Raw genomic sequence first — 25,570 nt, forward strand, 5'->3', positions numbered from 1 at the left:
GCCTGAAGAAAACGAACGCTGCTGCAAACGAGGTGACCAGCCGCTCAACCAACAGACAGTTGGATTGAACTCAACTCGGAAATATAACTTTGAGAATAAATCTCACGCAAATGCTGCGACTTTTCATATAACGAAGCCCATCGGCTCCGAGAAGGCCGCGGCTCGAATGAAAGCCGGCCCGCTGTCACCGCAGCGAGTGCAGCGGATGCGCGTGAGCAGGCCAGGGCGAAACAAAGAATTCGACCACCTGTGCATCGCTCACCTCTTCGATGCAGGACGGGTTCCAGCGCGGGGCGTGGTCCTTGTCTACCGCCAGTGCGCGGATCCCTTCAACGGTTTCGCTCGCGGCGCCCGGGCGCAGGTGGAAGCAGCGACGGACCAGGTCGCGCTCCATGCGCAGTTCGTCGGCCAGCCCCATACCCCGTGCCCGGCGAACCTGCTCCAGCACCACATGCAGCATCAGCGGTGAACGCTTGCGCAGCAACTGTGCGGTTTCGCTGGCCCACTCGCCTTGGGCCTGCTCCAGCGCCTGAACCACCGCCTTCACGTTGTCCAATGCAAATACGCGGTCGATGTCCGCCTGCGGAAAGTGCGCCTTCGGCGGCACCTTCTGGACGTGATTGAGACACCAGCGCTCCACCGCCACGCCGCTCTCGTAGGGCGTCTGACCCAGGCTGTCCCACAGGCCCGCAAGGCGGCCGCTGTCCATCACCGCGTCGGCCAGGCCGGCCACCAGCGCATGAGCGCCGTCAAGCACCAGACCGGTCAGGGCCAGGTACTCACCCAGTCGACCCGGGCAGCGGCTGAGGAAGTAGCCGCCGCCCACGTCCGGAAACAGGCCGATGCCGGTTTCGGGCATGGCGATCTTGCTGCGTTCGGTGACGATTCGCAGGCTCGCTCCCTGACTGATGCCCATGCCCCCGCCCATGCAGATGCCGTCCATGAACGCGATGTAGGGCTTGGGGTAGGTGTGGATCAGGTGGTTGAGTGCGTACTCCTCGGTGAAGAAGTCCTCAAGTTCCGGGTTGCCCGCGAGCGCAGCCTGGTGAAAGAAGCGGATGTCACCGCCCGCGCAGAAACTGCCGAACGCGCCCTCCTTGCCCGTGCCACGGATCGCCACTGCCAGCACCTGCGGGTCTTCGCGCCAGGCCAGCAAGGCGGCACTGATGTCGCGGATCATGCCCAGCGAGAGCGCGTTCAGCGCCTTGGGCCGGTTGAGCGTGATGCAACCGACGCGACCACGGACTTCGGTGATGATGAACTGTTCGGACCCATTCATGGCGTTTCTCCAACGGATGTCTCGGTATTCCTGGCGCTGAGGGTCTGAATGCGCAGTGCACCCTGGCGGTCACGCCAGCCGGCCAGTTCGTTGAGCAGCAAGGCGGCGATCACCACACTGCCGCCGAGCAGCACCTCGCTCCCAGGCGTCTCGTTGGCCCAGAGCCAGGCCCAAACGATGCCAAAGATCACCTCCAGCAGCGCCAGCAGCGACACTTCGGGGGCCTTGAGCGAACGGGCGCAGACCACCGCCAGCGCGCAAGGAATCGCGAGCTGCACCAGACCCAGCAGGGCCAGCCACGCGATGTCGCTGCCTGTGGCCAGAAACGGGAATGCCAGAGGCAGGGTGAGCACGCTCGAGATCAACGCCCCAACCAGCACCGACGGCACGAGGTCGATGGACTCCCCGTGCTGCTGGCTGCGCTGCACAACGGTCCAGTTGATCGCGCCGCCCACCGGCACGCAGAGCGATGCCAGCGACCCCAGGACCAGGCCCGATGCATTTGCTGCCGGGTCGGTGAAGGCGGACCACATCTGGCTGCCGTACATGTACACGATGCCGGCGCCGGCCGTCACGATGGCGGCCCAGGTGCGCCCGGGCAGACGCTGGCCAATGAACACCCGGGCGATGACCGCGGTGAACAGCGGCCCCGCCGCCATGATCACCAGAACGTTGGCGACACTGGTGAAGGTCAGAGCCAGCATGAAGGCGGTGAACATCACGCTCCAGCAGACACCGGACACCCAGAAGGCGCGCGATCCGGCGAGGATGCCCCAGTGGCGCTGCAGCGCACCTTGACTCGTCGGGACACCACGGAGGGCTCCAGACGCACGGTCTGCTGCGCGCCACAGGGGCAGGATGAGCAGCAGCGACACAAAGGTGAATGCGCTGCGCCAGAAGGTGACTTCGAAACGCGCGGCCGACTCCAGCTGGCGCGAGACCACGCCGGCGATCGACCACATCAGGGTCACCGCGACCATGAGGAACACCGCCTGGGTGTGAGTCAGACGGTTGAGCAGCTTGAAGGGCATGGGTGTGAGTGGACCTTGGCGGGCAGCCAACGGCTGCCCGGCGGGTCAAGCTTCGCGCGAAGCGCGCTTGCGATCGTGTTCCTTGAGATGGCGCTTGCGCAGGCGCACGCTCTTGGGCGTGATCTCGACCAGCTCGTCGTCCTCGATGAACTCAACGCCGTATTCCAGCGTCAGGTCGATGGGCGGCGTGATCTTGATCGCGTCTTCCTTGCCGCTGACACGGAAGTTGGTCAGCTGCTTGGTGCGGGTGGCATTGACCACCAGGTCGTTGTCGCGGCTGTGGATGCCGACGATCATGCCCTCGTACACCGGGTCGTTGGGTTTGACGAACATGCGGCCGCGGTCGTCGAGCTTGCCCAGGGCGTAAGTGAAGATCTCGCCGTCGTCCATGGAGATCAGCACACCATTCTTGCGGCTGGCGATCTCGCCCTTGTGCGGTTCGTAGCCGTCGAAGATGTTGCTGATCAGGCCGGAACCGCGGGTCAGGTTCAGGAACTCGTTGGAGAAGCCGATCAGGCCACGCGCCGGGATCCGGTATTCCAGGCGCACGCGGCCCTTGCCGTCCGGCACCATGTTGACCAGCTCGCCCTTGCGCTCACCCAGGGCCTGCATCACGCCGCCCTGGTGGCCTTCCTCGATGTCGGCCGTCACCAGCTCGATCGGTTCGCACTTCTCGCCGTTGATCTCGCGGAACACCACGCGCGGCTTGGACACGGCCAGCTCGTAGCCTTCGCGGCGCATGTTTTCCAGCAGGATGGTCAGGTGCAGTTCGCCTCGACCAGACACCTCGAAGATGCCGTCCTCGTCGGTTTCCTTCACGCGCAGGGCCACGTTGTGCTGCAGCTCTTTCTGCAGGCGGTCCCAGATCTGGCGGCTGGTGACGAACTTGCCTTCGCGCCCGGCCAGCGGGCTGGTGTTGACGCAGAAGTTCATGGTCAGCGTGGGCTCGTCCACCTTGAGCATGGGCAGCGGCGTCGGATTGGAAGGATCGGTGACGGTCACGCCGATGCCGATGTCGGCGATGCCGTTGATCAGCACGATGTCGCCAGGGCCGGCCTCGGTCACCTGCACGCGGTCGAGCCCCTGGAAGGTCAGGACCTGGTTGATGCGGCCCTTGATGCTCTTGCCGTCTTCGCCCTCCATCACCAGTACGTCCATGCCGGGACGGATCTTGCCGGCACTGATACGACCGACGCCGATGCGGCCGACGAAGGTGGAGAAGTCCAGCGCGGAGATCTGCAGCTGCAGCGGCGCGTCCGGGTCACCCTGGTGGGCCGGCACATGCTTGAGCACGGTGTCGAACAGGGCCGACATGTTGGGGCCCCACTGTTCGCCAGGCGCACCCTCTTCCAGCGAGGTCCAGCCGTTGATACCCGAGGCGTAGACCACCGGGAATTCCAGCTGCTCGTCGGTCGCGCCGAGGTTCGCAAACAGATCGAAGGCTTCGTTGATCACCTTGGTCGGGTTGGCGCCGGGCTTGTCCACCTTGTTGACCACCACGATGGGCTTGAGCCCCAGGGCCAGGGCCTTCTTGGTCACGAAGCGGGTCTGCGGCATCGGGCCTTCCTGGGCGTCGATCAGCAGCACCACGCCGTCCACCATGGACAGTGCCCGCTCCACCTCACCGCCAAAGTCCGCGTGCCCAGGCGTGTCGACGATGTTGATGTGGGTGCCCTGCCAGCTCACGGCGCAGTTCTTGGCCAGGATGGTGATGCCGCGCTCGCGTTCGATGGCGTTGTTGTCCATCACCGTGTCCACGACCTTTTCGTGCTCAGCGAAGGTGCCCGACTGGCGCAGCAGCTGGTCGACCATGGTGGTCTTGCCGTGGTCGACGTGGGCGATGATGGCGATGTTGCGGATCTGTTTGCTCATGTTGCAGGTTCCAGGATTTGCTGTATTTCGATGGGGCTCAGCAGCCGCCCCGGGATGAGTTCGCCGGCCTGTGTGTGGCCACTGCCCAGCAGGACCGGCGTGTGGGAGGTGCCCGCTGGCGGGCCGTAGATCGCCACCCGGGACAGGTCGGACCAGGTCCCGCGGCGGCGCACACCGCTGAGAAAGCGCGCGGCATTGTCGCTGTCGAGCGTGACAGCCGTGTGGTCGGGCAGCAGCGCCTGCACCGGCAGCAGCCTTTGCAGGCGCTGCTCATCGGGCAAGGCCTCCAGGGCCTCGACCGTGATGCACTGGCCGGCGTCGAAGGGGCCGGTTTGCACCCGCCGCAGCAGGCTCAGATGCCCGCCGCAGCCCAGGGCCGCCGCAATGTCTTCGCCCAGCGTGCGGATGTAGGTGCCCTTGGAGCAGCGCACGCTCAAGCGCAGGAAGGGCTCATGTCCCTCGAGGCGCAGGTCCACAAGTTCCAGTTCGTGGATGGTGACTGCGCGCGGCTCACGCTCCACCGTGACGCCTTCACGGGCGTACTCATACAGCGCCTTGCCATCCTTCTTGAGGGCGCTGTGCATGGGCGGAATCTGGGTGATGGGCCCGGTGAAGCGATCCAGCACCTCTACCACTTGCCCGACGCTGCAGGTCACCGGACGGCTCTCCAGAACATCGCCCTCGGCGTCGCCGGTGGTCGTGGTCACACCCAGGCGGACCACGGTTTCGTAGCTCTTGTCGGCGTCCAGGTGCAGCTGGCTGAACTTGGTGGCTGCGCCGAAGCAGATCGGGAGCACGCCTGTGGCCAGAGGATCCAGCGTCCCGGTATGCCCGGCCTTTTCGGCGCGCAGCAGCCATTTGGCTTTCTGCAAGGCCTGGTTGCTGGAGAAGCCCAGCGGTTTGTCAAGCAACAGCACCCCATGCACAGGGCGCCGTGGCACCCTGGTGCTGTGGCGCTGCATGGTCATTCCTCGTTCTTGGAACGCGACGCAACGGCCTTTGAGATCAGCGCGTTCATGTCCGCCGCCCGCTCGGTGGTGCGGTCGAACACGAAGTGCAGCGTCGGCACGGTGTGGATGTGCAGGCGCTTGAACAAGCCATTGCGCAGGAACCCGGCGGCGGCGTTCAGGCCCTGTGTCGTCTCGTCCGGATTGCCGGTGAGAAGGCTGAAAAACACCTTGGCGTGGGCGTAATCGGGTGTGACCTCGACCGCGTTGATCGTGACCATGCCCACCCGCGGATCCTTGAGCTCGCGCGCGATCAGCTCGGCCAGATCGCGCTGGATCTGGTCGGCCACGCGGAAACCGCGGTTGGGGACGGAAGAAGCCTTGCGGGGCATGGTGGTGCTCGATCCTTACAGCGTGCGGGCCACTTCCTTGACCTCGAAGAACTCCAGCTGGTCACCTTCCTTGATGTCGCTGTAGTTCTTGAGCTTGATACCGCACTCGAAGCCTTCCTTGACTTCGCGCACGTCGTCCTTGAGGCGCTTGAGGGTGTCGATCTCGCCGGTGTAGACCACCACGTTGTCGCGCAGCAGGCGGAAGTGGGCGTTGCGGGTGACCATGCCGGACGTGACCATACAGCCGGCCACGGTGCCGATCTTGGACGCCACGAACACGGTGCGGATCTCTGCCGAGCCGATGACCTCTTCCCGCTTCTCGGGTGCCAGCAGGCCGGACATGGCCGCCTTCAGATCGTCCACGGCGTCGTAGATGATGTTGTAGTAGCGCAGGTCGACGTCATTGCCTTCGGCCAGCTTGCGCGCGCCGACGTCGGCGCGCACGTTGAAGCCAATGATGACCGCCTTGGAGGCGATCGCCAGGTTGACGTCGGACTCGCTGATGCCGCCCACGCCGGAGAACACCAGCTGCACCTTGACCTCGTCGGTCGAGAGCTTGAGCAGCGAGGCGCCCAGGGCTTCCTGCGACCCTTGCACGTCGGCCTTGATGATGATGGGCAGCACTTTGACTTCGCCAGCCGTCATGTCGGTGAACATGTTCTCCAGCTTGGCGGCCTGTTGCTTGGCCAGCTTGGTGTTGCGGAACTTGCCCGCACGGTAGGTGGCGATCTCGCGCGCGCGGCGCTCGTCGGTCATCACCATGAAGTCATCGCCGGCCTGCGGCACTTCGGACAGACCCTGGATTTCCACTGGAATGGACGGCCCGGCTTCCTTGATGGGCTTGCCGTTTTCATCCAGCATGGCACGCACACGGCCAGACGTCTGGCCGACCAGCACCACGTCGCCGGTCTTGAGCGTGCCGCTTTGCACCAGAACGGTCGCGACCGAGCCGCGGCCCTTGTCCAGACGGGCTTCGATCACCAGACCCTTGGCCATCGCATCCACCGGCGCCTTGAGTTCCAGCACCTCGGCCTGAAGCAACACCTGCTCCAGCAAGGCGTCGATGCCTTCGCCGGTCTTGGCGGACACACCCACGAAAGGCACGTCACCACCGAACTCTTCAGGCACGACCTCTTCGGCCACCAGTTCCGAGCGCACACGCTCGAGGTTGATGCCCGGCTTGTCGATCTTGGTCAAGGCCACGACCATGGGCACACCGGCCGCTTTCGCGTGCTTGATGGCTTCCTTGGTCTGCGGCATCACGCCGTCGTCGGCCGCACACACCAGAATGACGATGTCGGTGGCCTGGGCACCACGGGCACGCATGGCGGTGAACGCCTCGTGACCCGGGGTATCGAGGAAAGACACCATGCCGCGCGGCGTTTCCACGTGGTAAGCACCGATGTGCTGCGTGATGCCACCGGCCTCGCCTGCTGCCACCTTGGCGCGACGGATGTAGTCCAGCAGCGAGGTCTTGCCGTGGTCCACGTGGCCCATGACGGTGACCACAGGCGCACGGGGCTTGAGTTCGGCTTGGTGCTGGCCTGCTTCCTCGTCGGTGAAGGCTTCCGGATCATCCAACGCCGCCACCACCGCGGTGTGCCCCAGTTCTTCCACCACGATCATGGCGGTGTCCTGGTCCAGCGGCTGGTTGATGGTGACCATCTGGCCCAGCTTCATCAGTTGCTTGATCACTTCGGAGGACTTCAGGCTCATCTTGTGCGCGAGTTCGGCCACCGTGATGGTTTCCGGCACGTGCACCTCGATGACCTTGGCTTCCGTCGGGGCCACAAAGCTGCTCTGGGCGCTGTCACGGCTGTCGCGGTCGCCACGGCGGCCGCCGCCCTTGGGGCCGCTGCGCCAGTTGGAACGACCAGCGCTGGTGTCGCCACGGGTCTTGATTTCCTTCTTCTTCGCTGCGTCGTCCTTCCAGGTCGACGACAGGTTTTCGGACTTGATTTCCTTCTTGCCACCGGCGCCAGGCGCGGCCGCTGCACCCGCGGCCGTCTTGGCGGCAGGCGTGCCAGCAGGCTTGTGCAGTGTGCCCTTGATGGCCTTGGGATCGGGCGTGGGTTCCGGCTTCTTGGCCACGAGGGTCTTGGCCGGTGCAGCCATCATCGCGCGGATGTTGGCGGCCTCGGCCTCGGCCTTGCGCCGACGCTCCAGCAGATCCTGCGCGCGCGACTCTTCCGCCTTGCGGGCTTCGGCCTGCTTGTCGGCCTCCGCCTTGGCAGCAGCTTCACGCTCGGCCGCGGCAGCGGCACGGCGCTGGTCTTCCTTGGCAGCCTCTTCCTTGGCAGAGTCGACAGAAGCGGCGGATTTCGCCGCCGCCTGTTGCCGCGCCTGGGCTGCGGCCTCTTCGGCCTCTGCGGCCTGGCGCGCGAGTTCCGCCTGGCGGGCCTCTTCTGCTTCGCGCTGCTGGCGCTTGATCAGCAGTTCTTCTTCCTGGCGCCGCAGCAGCTCGGCCTGACGGCGGGCTTCTTCCTCGCGACGTGCCAGCTCGGCCGGATCCACCGCCGGTGCGGCTGGCTCGACGGCCTCCGTCGGCACGTCCGGGACCACCACCTCATCGTCGCGCTTGACGAAAGTGCGCTTCTTGCGTACTTCGACCTGGATGGTGCGGGCGCGCCCGGTGGCGTCGGCCTGTTTGATCTCCGTGGTGGACTTCTTCACCAGCGTGATCTTCTTGCGCTCGGCGCCGGCGGTACCGTGACTGGCCTTGAGGTGGCCCAGCAGCTTCTGCTTGTCGGTCTCGGTGACCACATCGGTCCCTGCGGTTTTGGGCACCCCGGCAGCAGACAGCTGCTCCAGCAGGGTGGTGGTGGGCTTGTTCAGCTCAGCGGCCAATTCGGCAACGGTGGTACTGGTCATAGGTGTTTGTTCTCCGCTCGTGCCTGCACGGGTCAGTTGGACGCAGGCGTCTCCTCACCGGAGAACCAGTGAGCGCGGGCGCGCATGATCAGGCTGGTCGCCTCTTCGGGCGTCTGGCCGGTCATGTCGGTGAGTTCGTCGGTGGCCAGATCGGCCAGTTCGTCGCGGGTGTGCACGCCGCCGTCGGCCAGTTTGGCGACCAGGTCGGGGGTCATCCCCTCCAGGTCCCGCAGATCCTGCGACACCTCTTCCACACTTTCTTCGCGGGCGATTTCCATCGTCAGCAGCGCGTCCTTGGCGCGGGCACGCAGCTCGTTGACCGTGTCCTCGTCGAAGGACTCGATTTCCAGCATCTCCTGCAGAGGCACATAGGCCACCTCTTCCAGACTGGTGAAGCCCTCCTCGATCAGGATGTCGGCGATCTCCTGATCCACGTCAAGCTTGGCCATGAACAGCTTGCGGATGCCGTCGGCCTCTTCGGCCTGCTTCTGCGCAGACTCGTCGGCGGTCATGATGTTGATGCGCCAGCCGGTCAGATCGGACGCAAGGCGGACGTTCTGGCCACCGCGGCCGATGGCGATCGCGAGGTTCTCCTCGTCCACCACCACGTCCATGGCATGGCGCTCTTCGTCAACCACGATGGACACCACGTTGGCCGGTGCGAGTGCACCGATCACGAACTGCGCGGGATCTTCGGACCAAAGCACGATGTCCACGCGCTCGCCCGCCAGCTCGTTGGTCACCGCATTGACACGCGAGCCACGCACACCGACGCAGGTGCCGATGGGGTCAATGCGCTTGTCATGCGACAGAACGGCGATCTTGGCGCGCGAACCGGGGTCGCGGGCGCAGGTCTTGATCTCCAGCAGGCCTTGCTCGATCTCCGGCACTTCCTGGCGGAACAGCTCGATCATGAACGAGGGTGCGGAACGCGACAGCAGGATGGGCGCGCCACGCAGTGTCAGGTCGACCTCCATGATCATGGCGCGCACGCGGTCGCCGGTGCGGAAGTTTTCCTTCGGGATCATCTCGCCGCGCTTGAGGCGGCCTTCGACACGACCGCTCTCGACGATCAGGTCGCCCTTGTCCATGCGCTTGACGGTGCCGACAAAGATTTTGTCGCCGCGGCTCATGAAGTCGTTGAGCAGCATTTCGCGCTCGGCGTCACGGATTTTTTGCAGGATCACCTGCTTGGCGGCCATGGCGCCGATGCGGCCGATCGGCACGCTTTCCACCGGCTTCTCGATGTAGTCGCCCTCTTCGATGTCCGGGATGTCGTCACGGGCATCGCTCAGCAACTCCTCGGCATCCGGGTTCTGCAGGCCCGCCGAATCAGGCACCACCAGCCAGCGGCGGAAGGTTTCGTAAGCACCCGTGTCCGGGTCCATCGCGACACGGATGTCGACCTCACCCTTGTAGAGTTTTTTGGTCGCCGAGGCCAGCGCCTGTTCGACCGCACCAAGCACGACGTCGCGTTCGACGTTCTTCTCGCGCGAGATGGCATCGATCAGCATCAACATTTCGCGATTCATATCAGTCGCCTACCTTTCCGTATCTCTTCTCTCAAATCACAAAAAAACTCAGGAGCCGGCACGCCGCCCCTTGAAATTCACGAGGGGAGCCAGCCTGGCCTGCTGGACGTCGCCCAGCGCAAACGTCAGCGCCTGAAGAGGTGCGGGTTCGCGCTTTTTGCTCACGCGCTGCCCTGGTTTGACGGGCGGCTCGTCACTCCATACCACCTGCCACATCACCCCGTCGGCGGCCCGCTCCAGCGTGCCGCGAAACTTTTTCCTGTTGGCCGCCACTGCGCCGCCGGTGGCGCCGATGGGCTCCTTGAGCGTGAGATCAATGACCTGCCCCTGGAACCGCTGATAGTCGGCCTCGTGCCGCAGCGGCCGGTCGATACCGGGCGAACCCACTTCGAGGCGCCGGTAATCCAGGCCCTCGACCTCCAGCAGATACTGCAGCTGCCGGGTGACCGTCTCGCAATCTTCCACAGTCACGAACTGTTCGGGGCCCGCGGGTTCACCTGGCGGCGGGGCCTGCCAGGGCAGGTCGATCGTCACCCGGAGCAAGCCACCAGCCGAACGCTCCAGATCCACCAGGTCAAAACCCAGTCCGGTCACGGTTTGCGCAATGGTGTCTTGCCAGCTCATCGGGTGTATTGAAGCCTTGTGGTGAATGGAATCGAGATTCCGGAAAGCGTTTGGACAAAAAAAATGGGCCGGTAGTAACCCGCCCATTTGGTCGTGAAGCTGGCATTGTACTCCGTGCGGCACCGTTCTTGCAATAGCACCCACCAGGAAAGCGTCAGATGCCGAGCACCCACTGAATGACGTTTTTGGCCATGAAACCCATCATGCCTAGGGACAGCACCAGAAAGATGATGAAGGTGCCGAATTTGCCGGCCTTGGACTCCAGGGCCAGATTCAGCACGATGAACAGCATGTAGAGAATGAAGGCCCCCACCCCGAAGGTCAGGCCGAACTGGGCAATCTGACCCTCGGTCAGACCAAATATCGTGTTTTCCATGACTGGGAAATGGGCCGGACTCAGTGGGCCGAAACCGGCGATGGGGTCGCGGTGAGGTCGCAGTAGGCATGCCAGCTCGCGTGGGCGATCAGCGGTATGACCACCACCAGTCCCACCAGTGCGGTGACCATGCCGAGCCCGACCAGCATCGTGATCAGCACGGCCCACCAGACCAGCGGCCCCGGGTAGTCGGCCACCGCGCGCCAGCTGGCCGTGACCGCCATGCTCACGGGCACGCTCTTGTCGATCAGCATGGGAATGGCGACAACACTGGATGCAAACACAGGTGCTGCCAGCAGGGACCCCAGCACAAGCCAAACCTCAAACAGGCCGACCTCCTTGACGAGCACCACGTGGCGGAAAAAGTCCACCGGCTTGAGGATGGGTGTCGGGGACCAAAGCGTGATCAGACCAGCCGAAGCCATCACCCAACCTGTTCCGGCCAGGCCCAGCAAGACGCCGAAACGCACCAAACGGCCATCGAAGGACTTCCACAGCGCGAAGACATCTCGCAGCCCCGCCTTGCGGCCGGCCGCGCGTTCTCGGCTGATGTGATAGAGACCTGTGGCCAGCACCGGTGCCACGATGAGGAAACCCGAAAACGCACCCGCCAGCAGCCAGAAGCGGTCCCGTGCCAGCCAGAGCAGCAGCCAGCCAAAGAGTGCCAGCGCCAGCCCGTGCAGCATGCCCGGCAGCGGGTTGGCCCGCAGGTCTTCCCAGCCGCGCTCGATCCAGCGGGTCGGCGAAATCATGTCCACGGGCATGGTCCGTGTCGTCGCGGGCTTGGAGGCTTGGGTCATGAAAAGCAGCGTTTGGACGTGGTCGGTGCGTTCGACAAGACGCGATTGCGCCGCAACCGATCCTAATGGAAGCTCAGGACGCGGCGCTGACAAGCGCCTGTGTGTAGGCGTTGTTTGGCGCACGGAGGACCTGCTCGACGGGGCCCCGCTCCATCACGACACCATCCTTGAGCACCAGCACCTCGTGGGCCATGGCCCGGATCACCGCGATGTCGTGGGTGATCAGCAGGTAGCTCAGGCCGCGCTCTCGCTGCAGGCGCTGCAGAAGGGTCAGCACCTGTTGCTGGACGGTCACGTCCAGCGCGCTGGTGGGCTCGTCCAGCACCAGCAGCTGCGGCTCGACGATCAGCGCGCGCGCGATGGCCAGGCGCTGGCGCTGCCCGCCGGAAAATTCGTGCGGGTAGCGCTGCAGCCAGTCGTCGGCTTGACTGGGTTCGGACACCAGCCCGACGTCGGCCAGCGCCGCCCTCACCCGTTCGCGGCGCTGCGCCGCATCCAACGCCGGCTCGTGAACGACGAGCCCCTCCCCGACGATCTGCTCCACCGTCATGCGCGGGGACAGAGAGGAAAACGGGTCCTGGAACACCACCTGGACTTGGCGGCGAAGCGCTTTTTCGGCGCCGGTCTGGCGCGCTTGCGCCCAGCCGGTGTCGCCGATATGCAGATCGCCGCTGTGCGGCAGCAGGCCCAGCGCAGCCAGAGCCAGGGTTGATTTGCCCGACCCGGACTCACCAACCACCCCGAGTGTGCCGCCGGACGGAATCGCAAAATCGGCCCCCTCCAGCGCGACGAAACTGCCGCGCCGGAACCAGCCCCGGAGCCCGGGCAGCGGCACCGGATAGCTCACACGCAGGCCCTGCGCCCGCATCACCGTCGGCGCATCTGCGGTTGGCTCGGCCACATCCCGCCGAGCCTCGCTGGCCAGCAGGCGGCGCGTGTAGGCATGCTGAGGCGCCTTATACACCGACTCCACCCCGCCCTGCTCCACCAGATGCCCTTTTTCCATCACAGCCACCCGGTCGGCGAAGCGCCGCACCAGGTTCAGGTCGTGGGTGATGAGCAGCACCGCCATGCCGTGCTGGCGCTGCAGGTCCGAGAGCAGTGCCAGGATCTGGGCCCGCACCGTGACGTCCAGGGCAGTGGTCGGCTCATCGGCGATCAGCAACTTCGGCTGGGCCGCCAGCGCCATGGCGATCATGGCGCGCTGGCGCTGACCGCCGCTGAGCTGGTGCGGAAACGCCCCGGCGCGCCGGGCGGGCTCGGGGATGCCGGTCGAGGCCATCAACTCGATGGCGCCGGACCGCGCCTGCGCGGTGGTCAGCCCTTTCTTGAGCTGGAGCACCTCGACGATCTGCTCGCCCACGCTGTAGAGCGGGTTGAGCGCCGTCATCGGCTCCTGGAAGATCACCGCGATGCGGTCGCCCCGGATGCCGCGCAGCGCGTGTTCGCTCAGGGCCAACAGATTCGCGCCGTCAAAGCTGGCCGTGCCGTGCACCTCGGCGTTCTGAATCAGCCGCAGCAGCGACAGCGCCGAAACCGTCTTGCCGGAGCCCGACTCGCCGACCAGCGCCAGCTTCTCACCGGCCGCGAGCGAAAAGTCGATGCCGTGCACCACCTCGTGGCCACCAAACGAGACGCTCAGGCCCTTGACCTCCAGCAGCAGCGTCATCGGTCGGCCTTTCGCGGGTCGAGCGCATCCCGCAGCGCGTCGCCCATGAAGGTCAGCAGCAGCAGCGTGATGACCAGAACGCCAAAGGTCGAGAGCGAGATCCACCAGGCGTCGATGTTGTTCTTGCCCTGGCTCAGCAGTTCGCCCAGCGACGGCGTGCCCGGCGGCACGCCCAGGCCCAGGAAGTCCAGCGAGGTCAGCGCCAGGATGGCTGCGCTCATGCGGAACGGCAGGAAGGTGACCACCGGCGTCAGGCTGTTGGGCAGTACGTGGCGCCAGATGATCTGGCCGTTGGACAGCCCCATGGCTCGCGCCGCGCGCACATAGTCCATCTGCCGGTTGCGCAGGAACTCCGCCCGCACGTAGTCGGACAGCCCCATCCAGCCGAACAGGCTGAGCAACACCAGCAACAGGCCGATGCTCGGCGACAGCACGGCCGAGAAGATGATCAGCAGGTACAGCTCAGGCATCGAGGACCAGATCTCGATGAAGCGCTGGAAGGCCAGATCGGTCTTCCCGCCAAAGAAACCCTGGATCGCGCCAGTGAGAATGCCCAGCACGGTGCCGATGAAGGTCAATGCCAGGGCAAACAGCACGCTGACGCGAAAGCCGTAGATGAGTTGCGCCAGCAGGTCGCGTCCGCGATCATCGGTGCCCAGCCAGTTGTCGGCCGTCGGGCGGGACGGGTTGGGCTCCTTGGCGAAGTAGTTCAGCGTCTTGGGTCCGTAGGGGTTGGGCGCGTAGATGGCCCAGTTGTCCCCCTGGGTGATGCGCTCGCGGATGAAGGGGTCGAGGTAATCGGTATCGGATTCGAAATCGCCGCCAAACGTGGTTTCCGGCAGGTCCTGCACCATCGGGAAATAGGTCGTGCCCTCGTAGCGCACGAGCAGCGGGCGGTCATTGGAGATCAGCTCGGCGAACAGGCTCAGCAGCACCAGGGTGCAGAACAGCACCAGGCTCCAGTAGCCCAGGCGGTTGCGCTTGAAACGTTGCCAGGCGCGGCGGGAGGGGGACAGCGAGGCGGCGGCCATCAGTCGAACTTCACGCGCGGATCCACCCACACGTAGCAGAGATCGGACACCAGCTTGGTGATCAGGCCGATCAGGGTAAACAGGAACAGCGTGCCCATGACCACGGGGTAGTCGCGCCGTATCACGCTCTCGTAGCCGAGCAGGCCCAGCCCGTCGAGAGAGAACTGGGTCTCGATCAGCAAAGCGCCGGTGAAGAAGGCGCCGATGAAGGCGGCCGGAAAGCCGGTCACGATGGGGATCAGGGCGTTGCGGAACACGTGCTTCCACAGCACCTGCCGCTCGCTCAGACCCTTGGCGCGGGCCGTCATCACATACTGTTTGCGGATCTCTTCGAGGAACGAGTTCTTGGTGAGCATGGCCGTCACGGCGAAGCTGCCCAGCACCATCGCAGTCACCGGCAGCGTGATGTGCCAGAGGTAGTCGACGATGCGAGCGCCCCAGCTCAGCTCCTCCCAGTTCGACGAGGTCAGGCCGCGCAGCGGAAACCACTGCAGCTGGCCGCCGAAGATCACCAGCAGCGCGACGCCGAGCACGAAGCCCGGTATCGCATACCCCACCAGCACCAACAATGTGGTCACCAGATCGAAGCGAGACCCGGCGCGCACCGCCTTGGCCACGCCCAGCGGCACCGCCACCAGGTAGCTGATCAGAAAGGTCCAGAGCCCGAGGCTGACCGACACCGGCAGCTTTTCGATGATCAGCTGCGAGACCGCCTTGTTCTGGAAGAAGCTGGTGCCGAGGTCGAAGCGCGCGAACTGGCCCAGCATCTGGAAGAAGCGCTCGTGCGCGGGTTTGTCGAAGCCATACAAGGCCTTGATCTGCTCCAGCCGTTGCGGGTCCACGCCCTGCGCGCCGCGGTAGACAGAGCCACCCTCCGCACCCGTACCGGCCCCGGCACGCGCCTCCGCGAGGTACTGTTCCACCGGCCCGCCCGGCACGAACTGGATCACGACGAAAGTCAGCAGCAGCACCCCGAACAGCGTCGGGATCATCAACAGCAGGCGCTTGAGGATGTAGGACCACATATCAGGGTTTCGCCCACCAGGTGTCGATCGCCCAGTCCTCACCGGTGGCATAGGGCGGCATGACTTCCGGCCGGGCGAGGCGCCAGGCGTTGTAGACCATGCGGTGTGTGCTCGAAGACCACTGTGGCACCAGGTAGTGGCCATGCGTGATCACACGGTCCAGCGCGCGGCAGGCCGCCAGAAAGTCAGGCCGGGCATCGGCGCCGACCATCCTTGCGACCAGGCCGTCGACCGCTGGACTTTTCACGCCGGCCATGTTGCCCGAGTCCTCGGTGTCGGCGGCCTTGCTGCCGAACAGGTCGGCGTATTCGGGACCGGGATTGTGGGTGCCGCCATAGGCGATCGAGGTGATGTCGAAGTTGAACGTGCGCAGGCGCTGCTGGTAGAGCGCGAAGTCCACCGGTCGGAAGTTCAGCTGGACACCCAGCTTGGCGAGGTTGCGCGACCAGGGCGTCACCACGCGCGCGCCGGTTTCCTGGCTGTCCAGGTATTCCAGCACCATCGCCTCGCCCTTCGCATTGCGCAGTGCGCCGTCCTTCACCGTCCAACCGGCTTCGCGCAACAGCGCCTGCGCTTTTCGAAGGTTGCCGCGCAGCGAGTCTTCGCCGTCGGTGCGCGGCGAACGATAGGCCGGGCCAAAGACGGCCGGAGGCAGCTGGGCACGCCATGGCGACAGGAGGGCCAGCTCGGCCGGCGACGGCATTCCCTCGGCCGCGCAGTCGGTGTTGCCGAACAGGCCCTGCACCCGCTGGTAGGCTCCGTAGAACATCTGCCGGTTCATCCACTCGTAGTCCAGCGCCAGGCCCAGCGCCTGCCGCACTCGGATGTCGTCCAGCGGAGGGCGCCGGATGTTGAGCACATAGCTCTGGAAACCGGTGGGCTGCTTGTGCGTGAACTCGGCCTTGACCAGTTCGCCGCTGTCAAAGCGTTTGCCGTTGACACGCCGGGCCCAGTCACCAGCCGAGAAGAAGCGCATCAGGTCGAACTCGCCGGCCTTGAGTGCTTCAAGCCGCGCGGTGTTGTCTTTGTAGATCTTGACGGTGATGCGGTCGAAGTTGGCGGTGCCACGGCGCACCGGCAGGTCCTTCGCCCAATAGGCCGGATCGCGCACATAAGTGATGTCCTTGCCGAAGCGCACCGGCCCGATCTTGTAAGGGCCGCTGCCAATGGGGATGTCCATCACCACCTGGTCAAAGCTCTTGCGCTGCCCGGTCTTCGGGTCTGTCTCGTCGCCCCAGGCGCGGCTGAATACCGGCAGGCCGCCCACGGTCAGCGGCAGCTCGCGGTTGAATTTCTTGAAGCGGTAACGCACCGTGCGGTCGTCGACCACATCGACACCGGCCACGTCTTCAAGAATCGTCTTGTAGGCCGGCGAGGTGTGGGGGCCGACCAGCGTCTCGTAGCTGTGCTTCACGTCGGCGGCCAGCACCGGCTGACCGTTGTGGAACCTCGCCTCCGGCCGGATGCGGAAGGTCACCGAGAGCCGGTCGGGCGCCAGCGACACTTCTGAGGCCAGCAGGCCGTAGGCCGAACCGGTTTCGTCCAACGCACCCGCCAGCAGGCTGTCGAACATCAGCGACGACAGGTAGGCCGGCGCGTTGCCGCGCAGTGTGAACGGGTTGTATTTGTCGAAGGTGGAAACCCGCAGGTTGCTCACCAGACGCAGCTCGCCGCCCTTGGGCGCGTCGGGATTGACGTAGTCGAAGTGCGTAAAGCCCGGTGGGTATCGCAGTTCGCCCCAGAGCGCATAGCCGTGTGCGGCCCATGCTGGCATCGAGACCGCCACGGCGCCGATGGCCGCCACAAGGCGCCACGGGCGGAGGAAAAGGACTCGATGGGCTTGCATGCGACAATTCTGCGGGAAATTTTTCTGGAGTCTGAACAATGGGTTTTCTCGCCGGCAAGAAACTGCTGATCACGGGCGTGCTGTCCAACCGGTCCATCGCCTACGGCATTGCCAAGGCCTGTCATGCGCAAGGGGCCGAGCTGGCCTTCAGCTACGTGGGCGAACGCTTCAAGGACCGCATCACCGAATTTGCGGCCGATTTCAACTCGAACCTGATCTTCGACTGCGACGTCGGCGACGATGCCCAGATCGAGAAGCTGTTTGCCGACCTGTCGCAGAACTGGCCCAAGTTCGACGGCTTCGTGCACAGCATCGGTTTCGCCCCGCGCGAAGCGATTGCCGGTGACTTCCTGGATGGCCTGACGCGAGAGAACTTCCGCATCGCCCACGACATCAGCGCCTACAGCTTCCCGGCCATGGCCAAGGCGGCCCTGCCCTACCTCAACACCAACGCCGCGTTGCTGACGCTGAGCTACCTGGGCGCGCTGCGCACCATCCCCAACTACAACACCATGGGCCTGGCCAAGGCCAGCCTGGAAGCCAGCGTGCGCTACCTGGCCGAATCGCTGGGACCACGCGGCATGCGGGTCAATGGCATCAGTGCCGGTCCGATCAAGACCCTGGCTGCCAGCGGCATCAAGGACTTCGGCAAGCTGCTTGGCTATGTGGCCGCAGCGTCTCCCCTGCGCCGCAACGTCACGATCGAGGACGTCGGCAATGTGGCCGCCTTCCTGTTGTCGGACCTGGCCTCGGGTGTGACATCGGAAATCACCTACGTAGACTGCGGCTTCAGCCAGACCGCCGGCATCAGCAAGGACAGCGAGTCGGTCTCCTGACCGGTCTTTCCTTCGCGATGACCACCATGGACACCGGTCGACGCAGCGTCCTCGCTGCCATCGCCGGTGTTTTTTTGTGTCCATTGCCATCGCTGGCCGCCGACGCGTCACCGGCCCTGATGCTGGCGGGCAAGTACCGGCCCGGGCTGGACCTGTCGGCCTACTGGGTGAGCGAAAAGTACGACGGTGTGCGCGGCTTCTGGGACGGGCAGCGCCTGTGGACCCGCGGTGGAGAACCTCTGTCGCCGCCCGCCTGGTTCACCCAGGGCTGGCCGCCGACGCCCATGGACGGCGAGTTGTGGGCCGGGCGCGGCCGTTTCGAGGAAGTCAGCGGCACCGTGCGCCAGTTGCAGGCCAGCGACGAGGCCTGGCGTCGCATCCGCTTCATGGTGTTCGATCTGCCTGCCCATCCAGGCCTGTTCGATGAGAGGCTGGCGGCTTACCAGACGCTGGTGCGCCAGCTTGATCTGCCGTGGGTGGTGGCGGTGCCCCAGGAGAAAATCACCGACCACGGCACGCTGCAGCGCCGGCTCAAGACCGACGTACAGGCGGGCGCCGAGGGCCTGATGCTGCACCGAGGAGATTCGCCCTACCGCGCGGTGCGGGGCGACGACCTGGTCAAGCTCAAGCCGTTTGACGATGCCGAGGCGCGCGTTCTGTCCTACGTGCCCGGCAAAGGACGGCATGCCGGGCGGATGGGTGCGCTGTGGGTCGAGACGCCCGACGGCCAGCGCTTCCGGCTGGGCACGGGTTTCTCAGACGCGCAGCGCAAACATCCACCCTCTGTCGGCAGCTGGATCACCTACCGCTACCGGGGTCTGCACGACAGCGGGCTGCCCCGGTTCGCCAGCTTCCTGCGCGAGCGCCCGGACTACCGGCCACCCGCCCGCTGACTTTGTCCGTCAGGCGCCAGACACCTGGCGCAGGTGCGCGTAGATCTGGTCCTTGAGGGCGAGCTTCTCCTTCTTGAGCCGCTCGATCTCCAGCTGCGTGCCCGGTTCGATGTGGGCTTCCTTGTTCCTGATCTGCTGATCGAGCTCGTTGTGCTTGTCGAACAGCCGGGTGAAGTGGTGATCGTGGCCCTTGAGGCTTGTGATCAGATCGCGGTATTCGGGAAACATCGGTGCTCCTCTGGTGTCGGGATGCCAGCTTACCCCGCCTTCACACAGTCCGCAAAGTAGCTGACCACGCCGTCGAGCCCGACCTCCTGCACCAGGCCATGGATATCGGTCTCGAACCCCGGGCATTCACGGGCAAACTCGCGGTTGAACTTGAGGTAGTCCACGATCTTCTTGTTGAACACCTCGCCCGGGATCAGCAGCGGAATGCCCGGCGGATAAGGCGTCACCAGGCTGGTGGTGATGCGGCCTTCCAGATCGTCGATCGGCACGCGCTGCGTGGTGCGATGGGCGATGTGCGCGAACGCGTCGCTGGGCTTCATGGCCGGCGTGTGGTCGCTCAGGTACATGTCGGTCGTCAGGCGCGCGATGTCGTACTTGGCGTAGAGCGCGTGCACATGCTGGCAGAGGTCGCGCAGGCCCATCTGTTCGTAGCGCGGTTGCTTGGCGCAGAACTCCGGCATGATCCGCCACATTGGCTGGTTCTTGGCGTAGTCGTCCTTGAACTGCTGCAACGCCGTCAGCAGCGTGTTCCAGCGGCCCTTGGTGATGCCGATGGTGAACATGATGAAGAACGAGTACAGCCCGGTCTTCTCCACCACCACGCCGTGTTCCGCCAGGAACTTGGTGACGATGGACGCCGGAATGCCGGTGGCCGCAAAGTCGCCCTTGAGGTTCAGGCCCGGTGTCACGATGGTGGCCTTGATCGGGTCGAGCATGTTGAAGCCCGGCGCCATGTCGCCGAAGCCGTGCCAGGCTTCCTCACCATCCGAGGGCTGAACCCCGTCGGCATCGGTGCGCTTGAGGACCCAGTCGCTGGCGCGGCCAATGCCCTCTTCCACCAGGTTGTCCGGCCCCCAGACCTGGAACCACCAGTCGTCCTGTCCGAACTCGGCTTCCACCTTGCGCATGGCACGTCTGAAGTCCAGCGCCTCGGCGATGCTCTCTTCCACGAGCGCCGTGCCGCCCGGCGGCTCCATCATGGCGGCAGCCACGTCGCAGCTGGCGATGATGCTGTACTGCGGACTGGTGCTCGTGTGCATCAGATAGGCCTCGTTGAACAGATGCCTGTCCAGCTTGGTGCTCTGGGAGTCCTGCACCAGCACATGGCTGGCCTGGCTGATGCCGGCCAGCAGCTTGTGGATGGACTGCGTGGCGTACACCACCGAATTCTGCGGACGCGCGCGCTTCTTGCCCATGGCGTGGAAGCTGCCGTAGAACGGGTGGAAGGCCGCGTGCGGCAGCCAGGCCTCGTCAAAGTGCAGGTTGTCCACCCAGCCATCGAGCAGGTTCTTGATGGTCTCGGTGTTGTAGAGCACGCCGTCGTAGGTGGACTGCGTCAGTGTCAGGATGCGAGGCTTGACCTTGTCAGCATCGACTCCAGCGAGCAGCGGATTGGCACGGATCTTGGCCTTGATGGCCTCGACCTCGAACTCGGCCTGCGGGATCGGGCCAATGATGCCGTAGTGGTTGCGTGTGGGCTTGAGGAAGACGGGGATGGCCCCCGTCATGATGATCGAGTGCAGGATGGACTTGTGGCAGTTTCGGTCCACCACCACCACATCACCCGGCGCCACCGTGTGGTGCCAGACCATCTTGTTCGATGTCGACGTGCCGTTGGTCACGAAGTAGCAGTGGTCGGCGTTGAATATGCGTGCGGCGTTGCGCTCGCTCGCACCAATGGCACCGTTGTGGTCCAGCAGCTGGCCGAGCTCCTCCACCGCGTTGCACACGTCGGCGCGCAGCATGTTCTCACCATAGAACTGGTGGTACATCTGGCCCACCGGGCTCTTGAGGAACGCGACGCCACCCGAGTGACCAGGGCAGTGCCACGAGTAAGAACCATCTTCCGCATAGTCCAGCAGGGCCTTGAAAAACGGCGGCTGGATGCCTTCGAGATAGCTCTTGGCCTCGCGGATGATGTGCCGCGCCACGAACTCCGGCGTGTCCTCGAACATGTGGATGAAGCCATGCAGCTCGCGCAGCACGTCGTTGGGCAGGTGGCGGCTGGTCTTGGTCTCGCCATGCACGTAGATCGGCACCTCGGCGTTCTTGCGGCGCACTTCCTCAATGAAGTTGCGAAGGTTCAGCACCGCGGGGTCCAGATCAGGCCCAGGGGTGAACTCCTCGTCGTCGATGGACAGGATGAAGGCGCTGGCGCGCGACTGCTGCTGCGCAAACTGTGAAAGGTCGCCATAGCTCGTCACGCCTACCACTTCGAAGCCTTCGCTTTCAATGGCCTGTGCCAGGGCGCGGATCCCCAGGCCAGACGTGTTTTCGGAACGGAAGTCCTCGTCGATGATGACGATGGGAAAGCGGAATTTCATCGCGTATCTCCAGCCGGTGCGAGCCGGGGCGTGTGGGAAGGGCCAGGAAGCGGGCAAGTGTACGGAAATCACATGACGCTGAACTTCTGCCACAGGCCATTTGACGCAGAATGTGGCGCTCGCCATACATGGCGTGGCCCATATCGCGGAGGATGTTCAATGGACGAGTCGACCGTTTGGTGGTTGATGGCTGCGGCGCTGGTGGCGCTGGAGCTCTTTACCGGCACCTTCTACCTGCTCATGCTGGCGGTAGGGCTGGCTGCCGGCGCCCTCGCCGCCCACCTGGGACTCTCTTTCTCCGGTCAGCTGGTGGCTGCAGCCGTGATCGGGGCTGCTGCCGTGGTCATCGGGCACCTGCAACGCCGCAAACGCAAAGGAGATCCATCGATCCGGTCCCTGCGCAGCGTAAACCTGGACGTCGGGGAAACGCTGCACGTGGAGAACTGGCAGCCGGATGGCACCGCCAGCGTGCGCTACCGGGGCGCGCAGTGGACTGCGGTGCTTGAACAGGGGCAAGTGGGGGAGGCTGGCAACTACCGGGTCACGGAACTGGTGGGCAACCGGCTCAAGGTCGAGAAGGCCTGATCTCCCAACAACCTTCAACCATCAATCTTTCAACTGTACAGGGACATCATCATGGAAATCGCACTGTTTCTTTTCATCATCGCGGCGATCTTCATCATCCGGGCGGTCAAGGTCGTTCCCCAGCAGAATGCCTGGGTGGTGGAACGCTTGGGCAAGTACCACGCATCGTTGGCACCGGGTCTCAACTTTCTGGTGCCCTTCATCGACAAGGTGGCCTACAAGCACAGCCTCAAGGAGATTCCGCTGGATGTGCCCAGCCAAGTCTGTATCACGCGCGACAACACCCAGTTGCAGGTCGACGGCATCCTCTACTTCCAGGTGACCGATCCGATGCGCGCCAGCTACGGATCGTCCAATTACATCGTGGCGGTGACCCAACTGGCCCAGACCTCGCTGCGCTCGGTGATTGGCAAGCTGGAGCTCGACAAGACCTTCGAAGAGCGCGACATCATCAACGCGCAGGTGGTGCAGGCCATCGACGAAGCGGCACTGAACTGGGGGGTCAAGGTGTTGCGCTACGAGATCAAGGACCTGACGCCGCCCAAGGAAATCCTGCACGCCATGCAGGCCCAGATCACGGCCGAGCGCGAAAAGCGCGCACTGATTGCCGCCTCCGAGGGCCGCCGTCAGGAGCAGATCAACATCGCCACCGGCGAACGCGAGGCCTTCATCGCACGCTCCGAAGGTGAAAAGCAGGCCGCCATCAACCAGGCTCAGGGTGAGGCTGCCGCGATCACGGCGGTGGCGGACGCCACGGCCCAGGCCATCGAACGCATTGCGGCAGCGATTCAACAACCAGGCGGCGAGCAGGCCGTCCAACTGAAGGTGGCCGAGCGGGCCGTGGACGCCTATGGCAAGGTGGCTGCCGACGCGACCACCACCCTCATCGTCCCGGGCAACATGAGCGAGGTCTCGGCCCTCATCGGGTCGGCCATGAAGATGATCGGCACGACCAAGGCCAAGGAGTGAAAACGCGCTCTGCGGCCTGCTACAATCGCAGGCTTCGCGGAGAGGTGGATGAGCGGTTTAAGTCGCACGCCTGGAAAGCGTGTGTGGGCTAATCCCCACCGCGGGTTCGAATCCCGCCCTCTCCGCCACGATCAACATAGGCCCCTTGTGGGCCTTTGTTTTTTAAGGACTTTTTGGAAATCAACAGCTTGCGGTAGGTCGTCATGGGAACAACGCTGGGAACAACCGGCACAAGTACACCAAACGACAACGACATGGCCTACCCGCCAGGAATGGAGCTACACGGCTCCAAGTGGCGCATCAAAAAGCGGGTACCTCAAGACCTGCGGCGCAAGCATCCAGACCTCTACCCGTCCCAGTTCATCACGCTCAAGACCGATGAGAGCGACCGCAGAACTGCCGCCAGCAAAGCCTGGGTCTGGCTGGGAACATTGGAAGAGGAGTTTCAGCGGGTCCGCGAGACTGGCTCCAAGTACAAGCGCGTACTACCGAAGGAGGCCGCTGAAGAAATCATTCATGCAGCAATCCGAAGTTCCCTCACCGCAGACGATGAACTCCGTCATGCGGGTCTTGACGACCTCAGCTACGGGCAATGGGTTGAGGGTACGGTCATGGAACGGCAAGCAAGAGAAAAGCAAGTCATTGCCCGTGGCCTGATAGACGCTGAGGCCGAAGACATGGCCTACGAATGGCTACTCTCCTTCGGGTACGAACTTGATCGCTCGTCACCGGAGTTCAGACAGTTTGCGGTCGATTTCTTCAGGCGCACCCAACAGGCTACGAAGGCCATGCAAGCCCGGTCAGATGGGGAATGGGTGGAGACGCCCCCACCACTGCAACTGGCCACTCCTGCTCCTGGAGTTCCGAAGCTGTCTCGGGTCATCGAATACTTCATCTCGAAGCAGGACCCAAAGATTCCGATGTTCAAGAAGTACCGGCCAGCACTTGACCTGTTCTTGGAGGTGATGGGTGACCGTCCCGTCAACCAGATCAGGCAGATGGACATCGAGGACTACTTTGACCTGCTCTGCAAGCTGCCGCCGAGGTGGTTCGACGAGAAGCGAACCCGGAAGCTGGGGGCGAAGGCGCTTGCCGCCATGACATGGCCGAAGTGCATCTCTTACAAGACATTCAAGGATGGCTACCTCGCGGCATTCAGGCCGTTCCTGAGCGCCTCCATCCGGACCTTCAGGGACCAAGGGTTCCCTGGCGCTCTCACTGTAGATGGCATCAAGTACACGGGTGACCGAAAGTGAAGTCCCCTTGAAAACCTGAACCACCCGGAAGTAGAGAATTCCCCAAGACGGAGTCTCTACATGAAGAAATCCAGATTCAGCGAAGCGCAGATAGTCGGCATCCTCAAGGAGGTCGAGATGGGTGCCAAGGTCGGCGAGACGTGCAGGAAGCACGGCGTGAGCGAGCCGACCTACTACAAGTGGAAGAGTCAGTTCTCTGGCATGACGGTCTCGCACCTGGCGCAGCTTCGGCAACTGCAGGACGAGAACGCCAAGCTCAAACGCATGTATGCCGACCTGGCGCTCATGCACCACGCGCTCAAGGACGTTGTCGACCGAAAGCTCTGACCCCGGAGCGTCGCGAGATGGTCGTTCAAGCCCTCATGGCCGAGCACGGCATGAGCGAGCGCCGAGCCTGCCAGGCCAGCGGCATTGCCCGCTCCACACTGCGCTACCGACCCATTGCGCGCGACGACTCCGGGGTCATCACCTTCATCCAGATGCACATGGCGCTCAACCCGCGCCACGGCTTTGGCCTGCTTTACGACAGTGCCCGCCACCAAGGCAAGCCCTGGGGCAAGACGGTGCTTTGGCGCGTGTACTGCGAGCTGCGGCTGAACCTGCCACGGCGCGGCAAGAAGCGTTTGCCGGCGCGCATCAAGCAACCGCTGGAGGCTGCTGGCCAACCCAATCAGGGTTGGAGCTGCGACTTCATGGCCGATGCACTGTGGTCCGGCAGGCGATTCAGGACCTTCAACGTCATCGATGAGTTCAACCGCGAGGGCCTGCGTATCGAGGTCGACACCAGCCTGCCGGCAGCCCGTGTCATACGTGCCTTGAATGAGCTGGTGGAAGTGCGCGGAGCGCCGCTGTCGATTCGCCTGGACAACGGCCCGGAGTTCATCGCTCACGCTCTGTCCGAATGGGCGAAATCCAAGGGCATCGCGCTCAATCACATCCAGCCAGGAAAGCCCACGCAAAACGCCTATGTCGAACGATTCAACAAGACCTACCGAACCGAGGTGCTGGACTGCTATGTCTTCGAGTCATTGCAGGAGGTGCGTGATATGACGGCCGACTGGCTGCACCGCTACAACCACCAGCGCCCCCATGAATCTCTCGGCCGAATCCCACCGGTCGAGTACCGTGTCAAACTGTTCCCCAACCTCTACTTCTGACTGGCTCAGGAATTCGAGGGGACTTCA

The 25,570-nt window shown here is 64.1% G+C and carries 22 protein-coding genes and 1 tRNA gene; 7 read left to right on the top strand and 16 right to left on the bottom strand.

Annotated features, from left to right (window positions below; genetic code table 11):
- Positions 1-184 precede the first annotated feature (184 nt).
- The 14 genes from BC358_RS06010 to BC358_RS06075 all read right to left on the bottom strand — a co-directional run bounded on the left by BC358_RS06010 (position 185) and on the right by BC358_RS06075 (position 17,295).
- Complete coding sequence (locus BC358_RS06010; RefSeq protein WP_079365124.1) at positions 185-1,279, bottom strand: enoyl-CoA hydratase/isomerase family protein; 1,095 nt, start codon at positions 1,277-1,279, stop codon at positions 185-187.
- On the bottom strand, positions 1,276-2,310 hold the full coding sequence (locus BC358_RS06015) for a DMT family transporter (RefSeq protein ID WP_066159696.1): 1,035 nt from the start codon (positions 2,308-2,310) through the stop codon (positions 1,276-1,278). Before BC358_RS06015 ends, BC358_RS06010 begins: the two co-directional genes overlap by 4 nt.
- A 45-nt stretch (positions 2,311-2,355) precedes the next feature.
- On the bottom strand, positions 2,356-4,182 hold the full coding sequence (gene typA / locus BC358_RS06020; protein WP_066159693.1) for a translational GTPase TypA: 1,827 nt from the start codon (positions 4,180-4,182) through the stop codon (positions 2,356-2,358).
- Positions 4,179-5,144 (bottom strand): tRNA pseudouridine(55) synthase TruB, encoded by a 966-nt coding sequence (gene truB / locus BC358_RS06025; RefSeq protein ID WP_079365125.1) that lies wholly within the window; start codon positions 5,142-5,144, stop codon positions 4,179-4,181. Before truB ends, typA begins: the two co-directional genes overlap by 4 nt.
- A gap of 2 nt (positions 5,145-5,146) precedes the next feature.
- Positions 5,147-5,521 (bottom strand): 30S ribosome-binding factor RbfA, encoded by a 375-nt coding sequence (gene rbfA, locus BC358_RS06030; RefSeq protein WP_066159687.1) that lies wholly within the window; start codon positions 5,519-5,521, stop codon positions 5,147-5,149.
- Positions 5,522-5,536: 15 nt separating this feature from the next.
- Positions 5,537-8,392, bottom strand: a complete 2,856-nt coding sequence (infB, locus tag BC358_RS06035) for a translation initiation factor IF-2 (protein WP_066159684.1) — start codon at positions 8,390-8,392, stop codon at positions 5,537-5,539.
- A gap of 32 nt (positions 8,393-8,424) precedes the next feature.
- Positions 8,425-9,924, bottom strand: a complete 1,500-nt coding sequence (gene nusA / locus BC358_RS06040) for a transcription termination factor NusA (RefSeq protein ID WP_066159681.1) — start codon at positions 9,922-9,924, stop codon at positions 8,425-8,427.
- A 48-nt stretch (positions 9,925-9,972) separates the two neighbouring features.
- A complete protein-coding gene (gene rimP / locus BC358_RS06045) occupies positions 9,973-10,548 on the bottom strand; it encodes a ribosome maturation factor RimP (RefSeq protein ID WP_079365126.1) in 576 nt (191 codons plus the stop codon).
- Between the two features lie 154 nt (positions 10,549-10,702).
- On the bottom strand, positions 10,703-10,924 hold the full coding sequence (locus tag BC358_RS06050) for a DUF2788 domain-containing protein (protein ID WP_066159673.1): 222 nt from the start codon (positions 10,922-10,924) through the stop codon (positions 10,703-10,705).
- 20 nt (positions 10,925-10,944) lie between these two features.
- A complete protein-coding gene (locus tag BC358_RS06055) occupies positions 10,945-11,724 on the bottom strand; it encodes a DUF2189 domain-containing protein (protein ID WP_066159669.1) in 780 nt (259 codons plus the stop codon).
- Positions 11,725-11,797: 73 nt separating this feature from the next.
- Entirely contained in the window at positions 11,798-13,393 is a 1,596-nt protein-coding gene (locus BC358_RS06060) for an ABC transporter ATP-binding protein (RefSeq protein WP_079365127.1), read from the bottom strand.
- Positions 13,390-14,424 (bottom strand): ABC transporter permease, encoded by a 1,035-nt coding sequence (locus BC358_RS06065; protein ID WP_143434195.1) that lies wholly within the window; start codon positions 14,422-14,424, stop codon positions 13,390-13,392. Before BC358_RS06065 ends, BC358_RS06060 begins: the two co-directional genes overlap by 4 nt.
- Positions 14,424-15,449: a microcin C ABC transporter permease YejB gene (locus tag BC358_RS06070; RefSeq protein ID WP_079365129.1), complete on the bottom strand. Its 1,026-nt coding sequence runs from the start codon at positions 15,447-15,449 to the stop codon at positions 14,424-14,426. The genes BC358_RS06065 and BC358_RS06070 overlap by 1 nt, the downstream gene beginning before the upstream one ends.
- Before the next feature lies 1 nt (position 15,450).
- Positions 15,451-17,295, bottom strand: coding sequence for an extracellular solute-binding protein (locus BC358_RS06075; protein WP_079365130.1), 1,845 nt, complete (start codon positions 17,293-17,295; stop codon positions 15,451-15,453).
- 38 nt (positions 17,296-17,333) lie between these two features.
- On the opposite strand from BC358_RS06075, the gene fabI reads away from it, so the two are divergent.
- Together fabI and BC358_RS06085 are read left to right on the top strand one after the other, a co-directional pair.
- Positions 17,334-18,131, top strand: coding sequence for an enoyl-ACP reductase FabI (fabI, locus tag BC358_RS06080; protein ID WP_079365131.1), 798 nt, complete (start codon positions 17,334-17,336; stop codon positions 18,129-18,131).
- A 26-nt stretch (positions 18,132-18,157) separates the two neighbouring features.
- Entirely contained in the window at positions 18,158-19,024 is an 867-nt protein-coding gene (locus BC358_RS06085; RefSeq protein WP_143434196.1) for a DNA ligase, read from the top strand.
- Between the two features lie 9 nt (positions 19,025-19,033).
- Here the strand turns inward: BC358_RS06085 and BC358_RS06090 are convergent, their stop codons facing one another.
- Positions 19,034-19,252 (bottom strand): YdcH family protein, encoded by a 219-nt coding sequence (locus BC358_RS06090; RefSeq protein ID WP_066159651.1) that lies wholly within the window; start codon positions 19,250-19,252, stop codon positions 19,034-19,036.
- A gap of 29 nt (positions 19,253-19,281) precedes the next feature.
- Positions 19,282-21,576, bottom strand: coding sequence for an arginine/lysine/ornithine decarboxylase (locus BC358_RS06095; protein WP_079365133.1), 2,295 nt, complete (start codon positions 21,574-21,576; stop codon positions 19,282-19,284).
- A 159-nt stretch (positions 21,577-21,735) separates the two neighbouring features.
- On the opposite strand from BC358_RS06095, the gene BC358_RS06100 reads away from it, so the two are divergent.
- The 5 genes from BC358_RS06100 (at position 21,736) to BC358_RS06120 (ending at position 25,543) form a co-directional block, all read left to right on the top strand.
- A complete protein-coding gene (locus BC358_RS06100) occupies positions 21,736-22,161 on the top strand; it encodes an NfeD family protein (RefSeq protein WP_079365134.1) in 426 nt (141 codons plus the stop codon).
- 51 nt (positions 22,162-22,212) lie between these two features.
- Positions 22,213-23,130: an SPFH domain-containing protein gene (locus BC358_RS06105; protein ID WP_079365135.1), complete on the top strand. Its 918-nt coding sequence runs from the start codon at positions 22,213-22,215 to the stop codon at positions 23,128-23,130.
- A gap of 38 nt (positions 23,131-23,168) precedes the next feature.
- Positions 23,169-23,258: transfer RNA gene (locus BC358_RS06110), tRNA-Ser, on the top strand.
- Between the two features lie 126 nt (positions 23,259-23,384).
- On the top strand, positions 23,385-24,386 hold the full coding sequence (locus tag BC358_RS06115; protein ID WP_218669471.1) for an integrase: 1,002 nt from the start codon (positions 23,385-23,387) through the stop codon (positions 24,384-24,386).
- A gap of 60 nt (positions 24,387-24,446) precedes the next feature.
- A protein-coding gene (locus BC358_RS06120) for an IS3 family transposase (protein ID WP_256861428.1) occupies positions 24,447-25,543 on the top strand; the annotation gives its coding sequence in 2 pieces (ribosomal slippage) (positions 24,447-24,699 and positions 24,699-25,543; 1,098 coding nt in all).
- Positions 25,544-25,570 lie beyond the last annotated feature (27 nt).

The organism is Hydrogenophaga sp. H7, from assembly GCF_002025745.1.
GTDB classification, from domain to species: Bacteria; Pseudomonadota; Gammaproteobacteria; order Burkholderiales; family Burkholderiaceae_C; genus Hydrogenophaga; species Hydrogenophaga pseudoflava.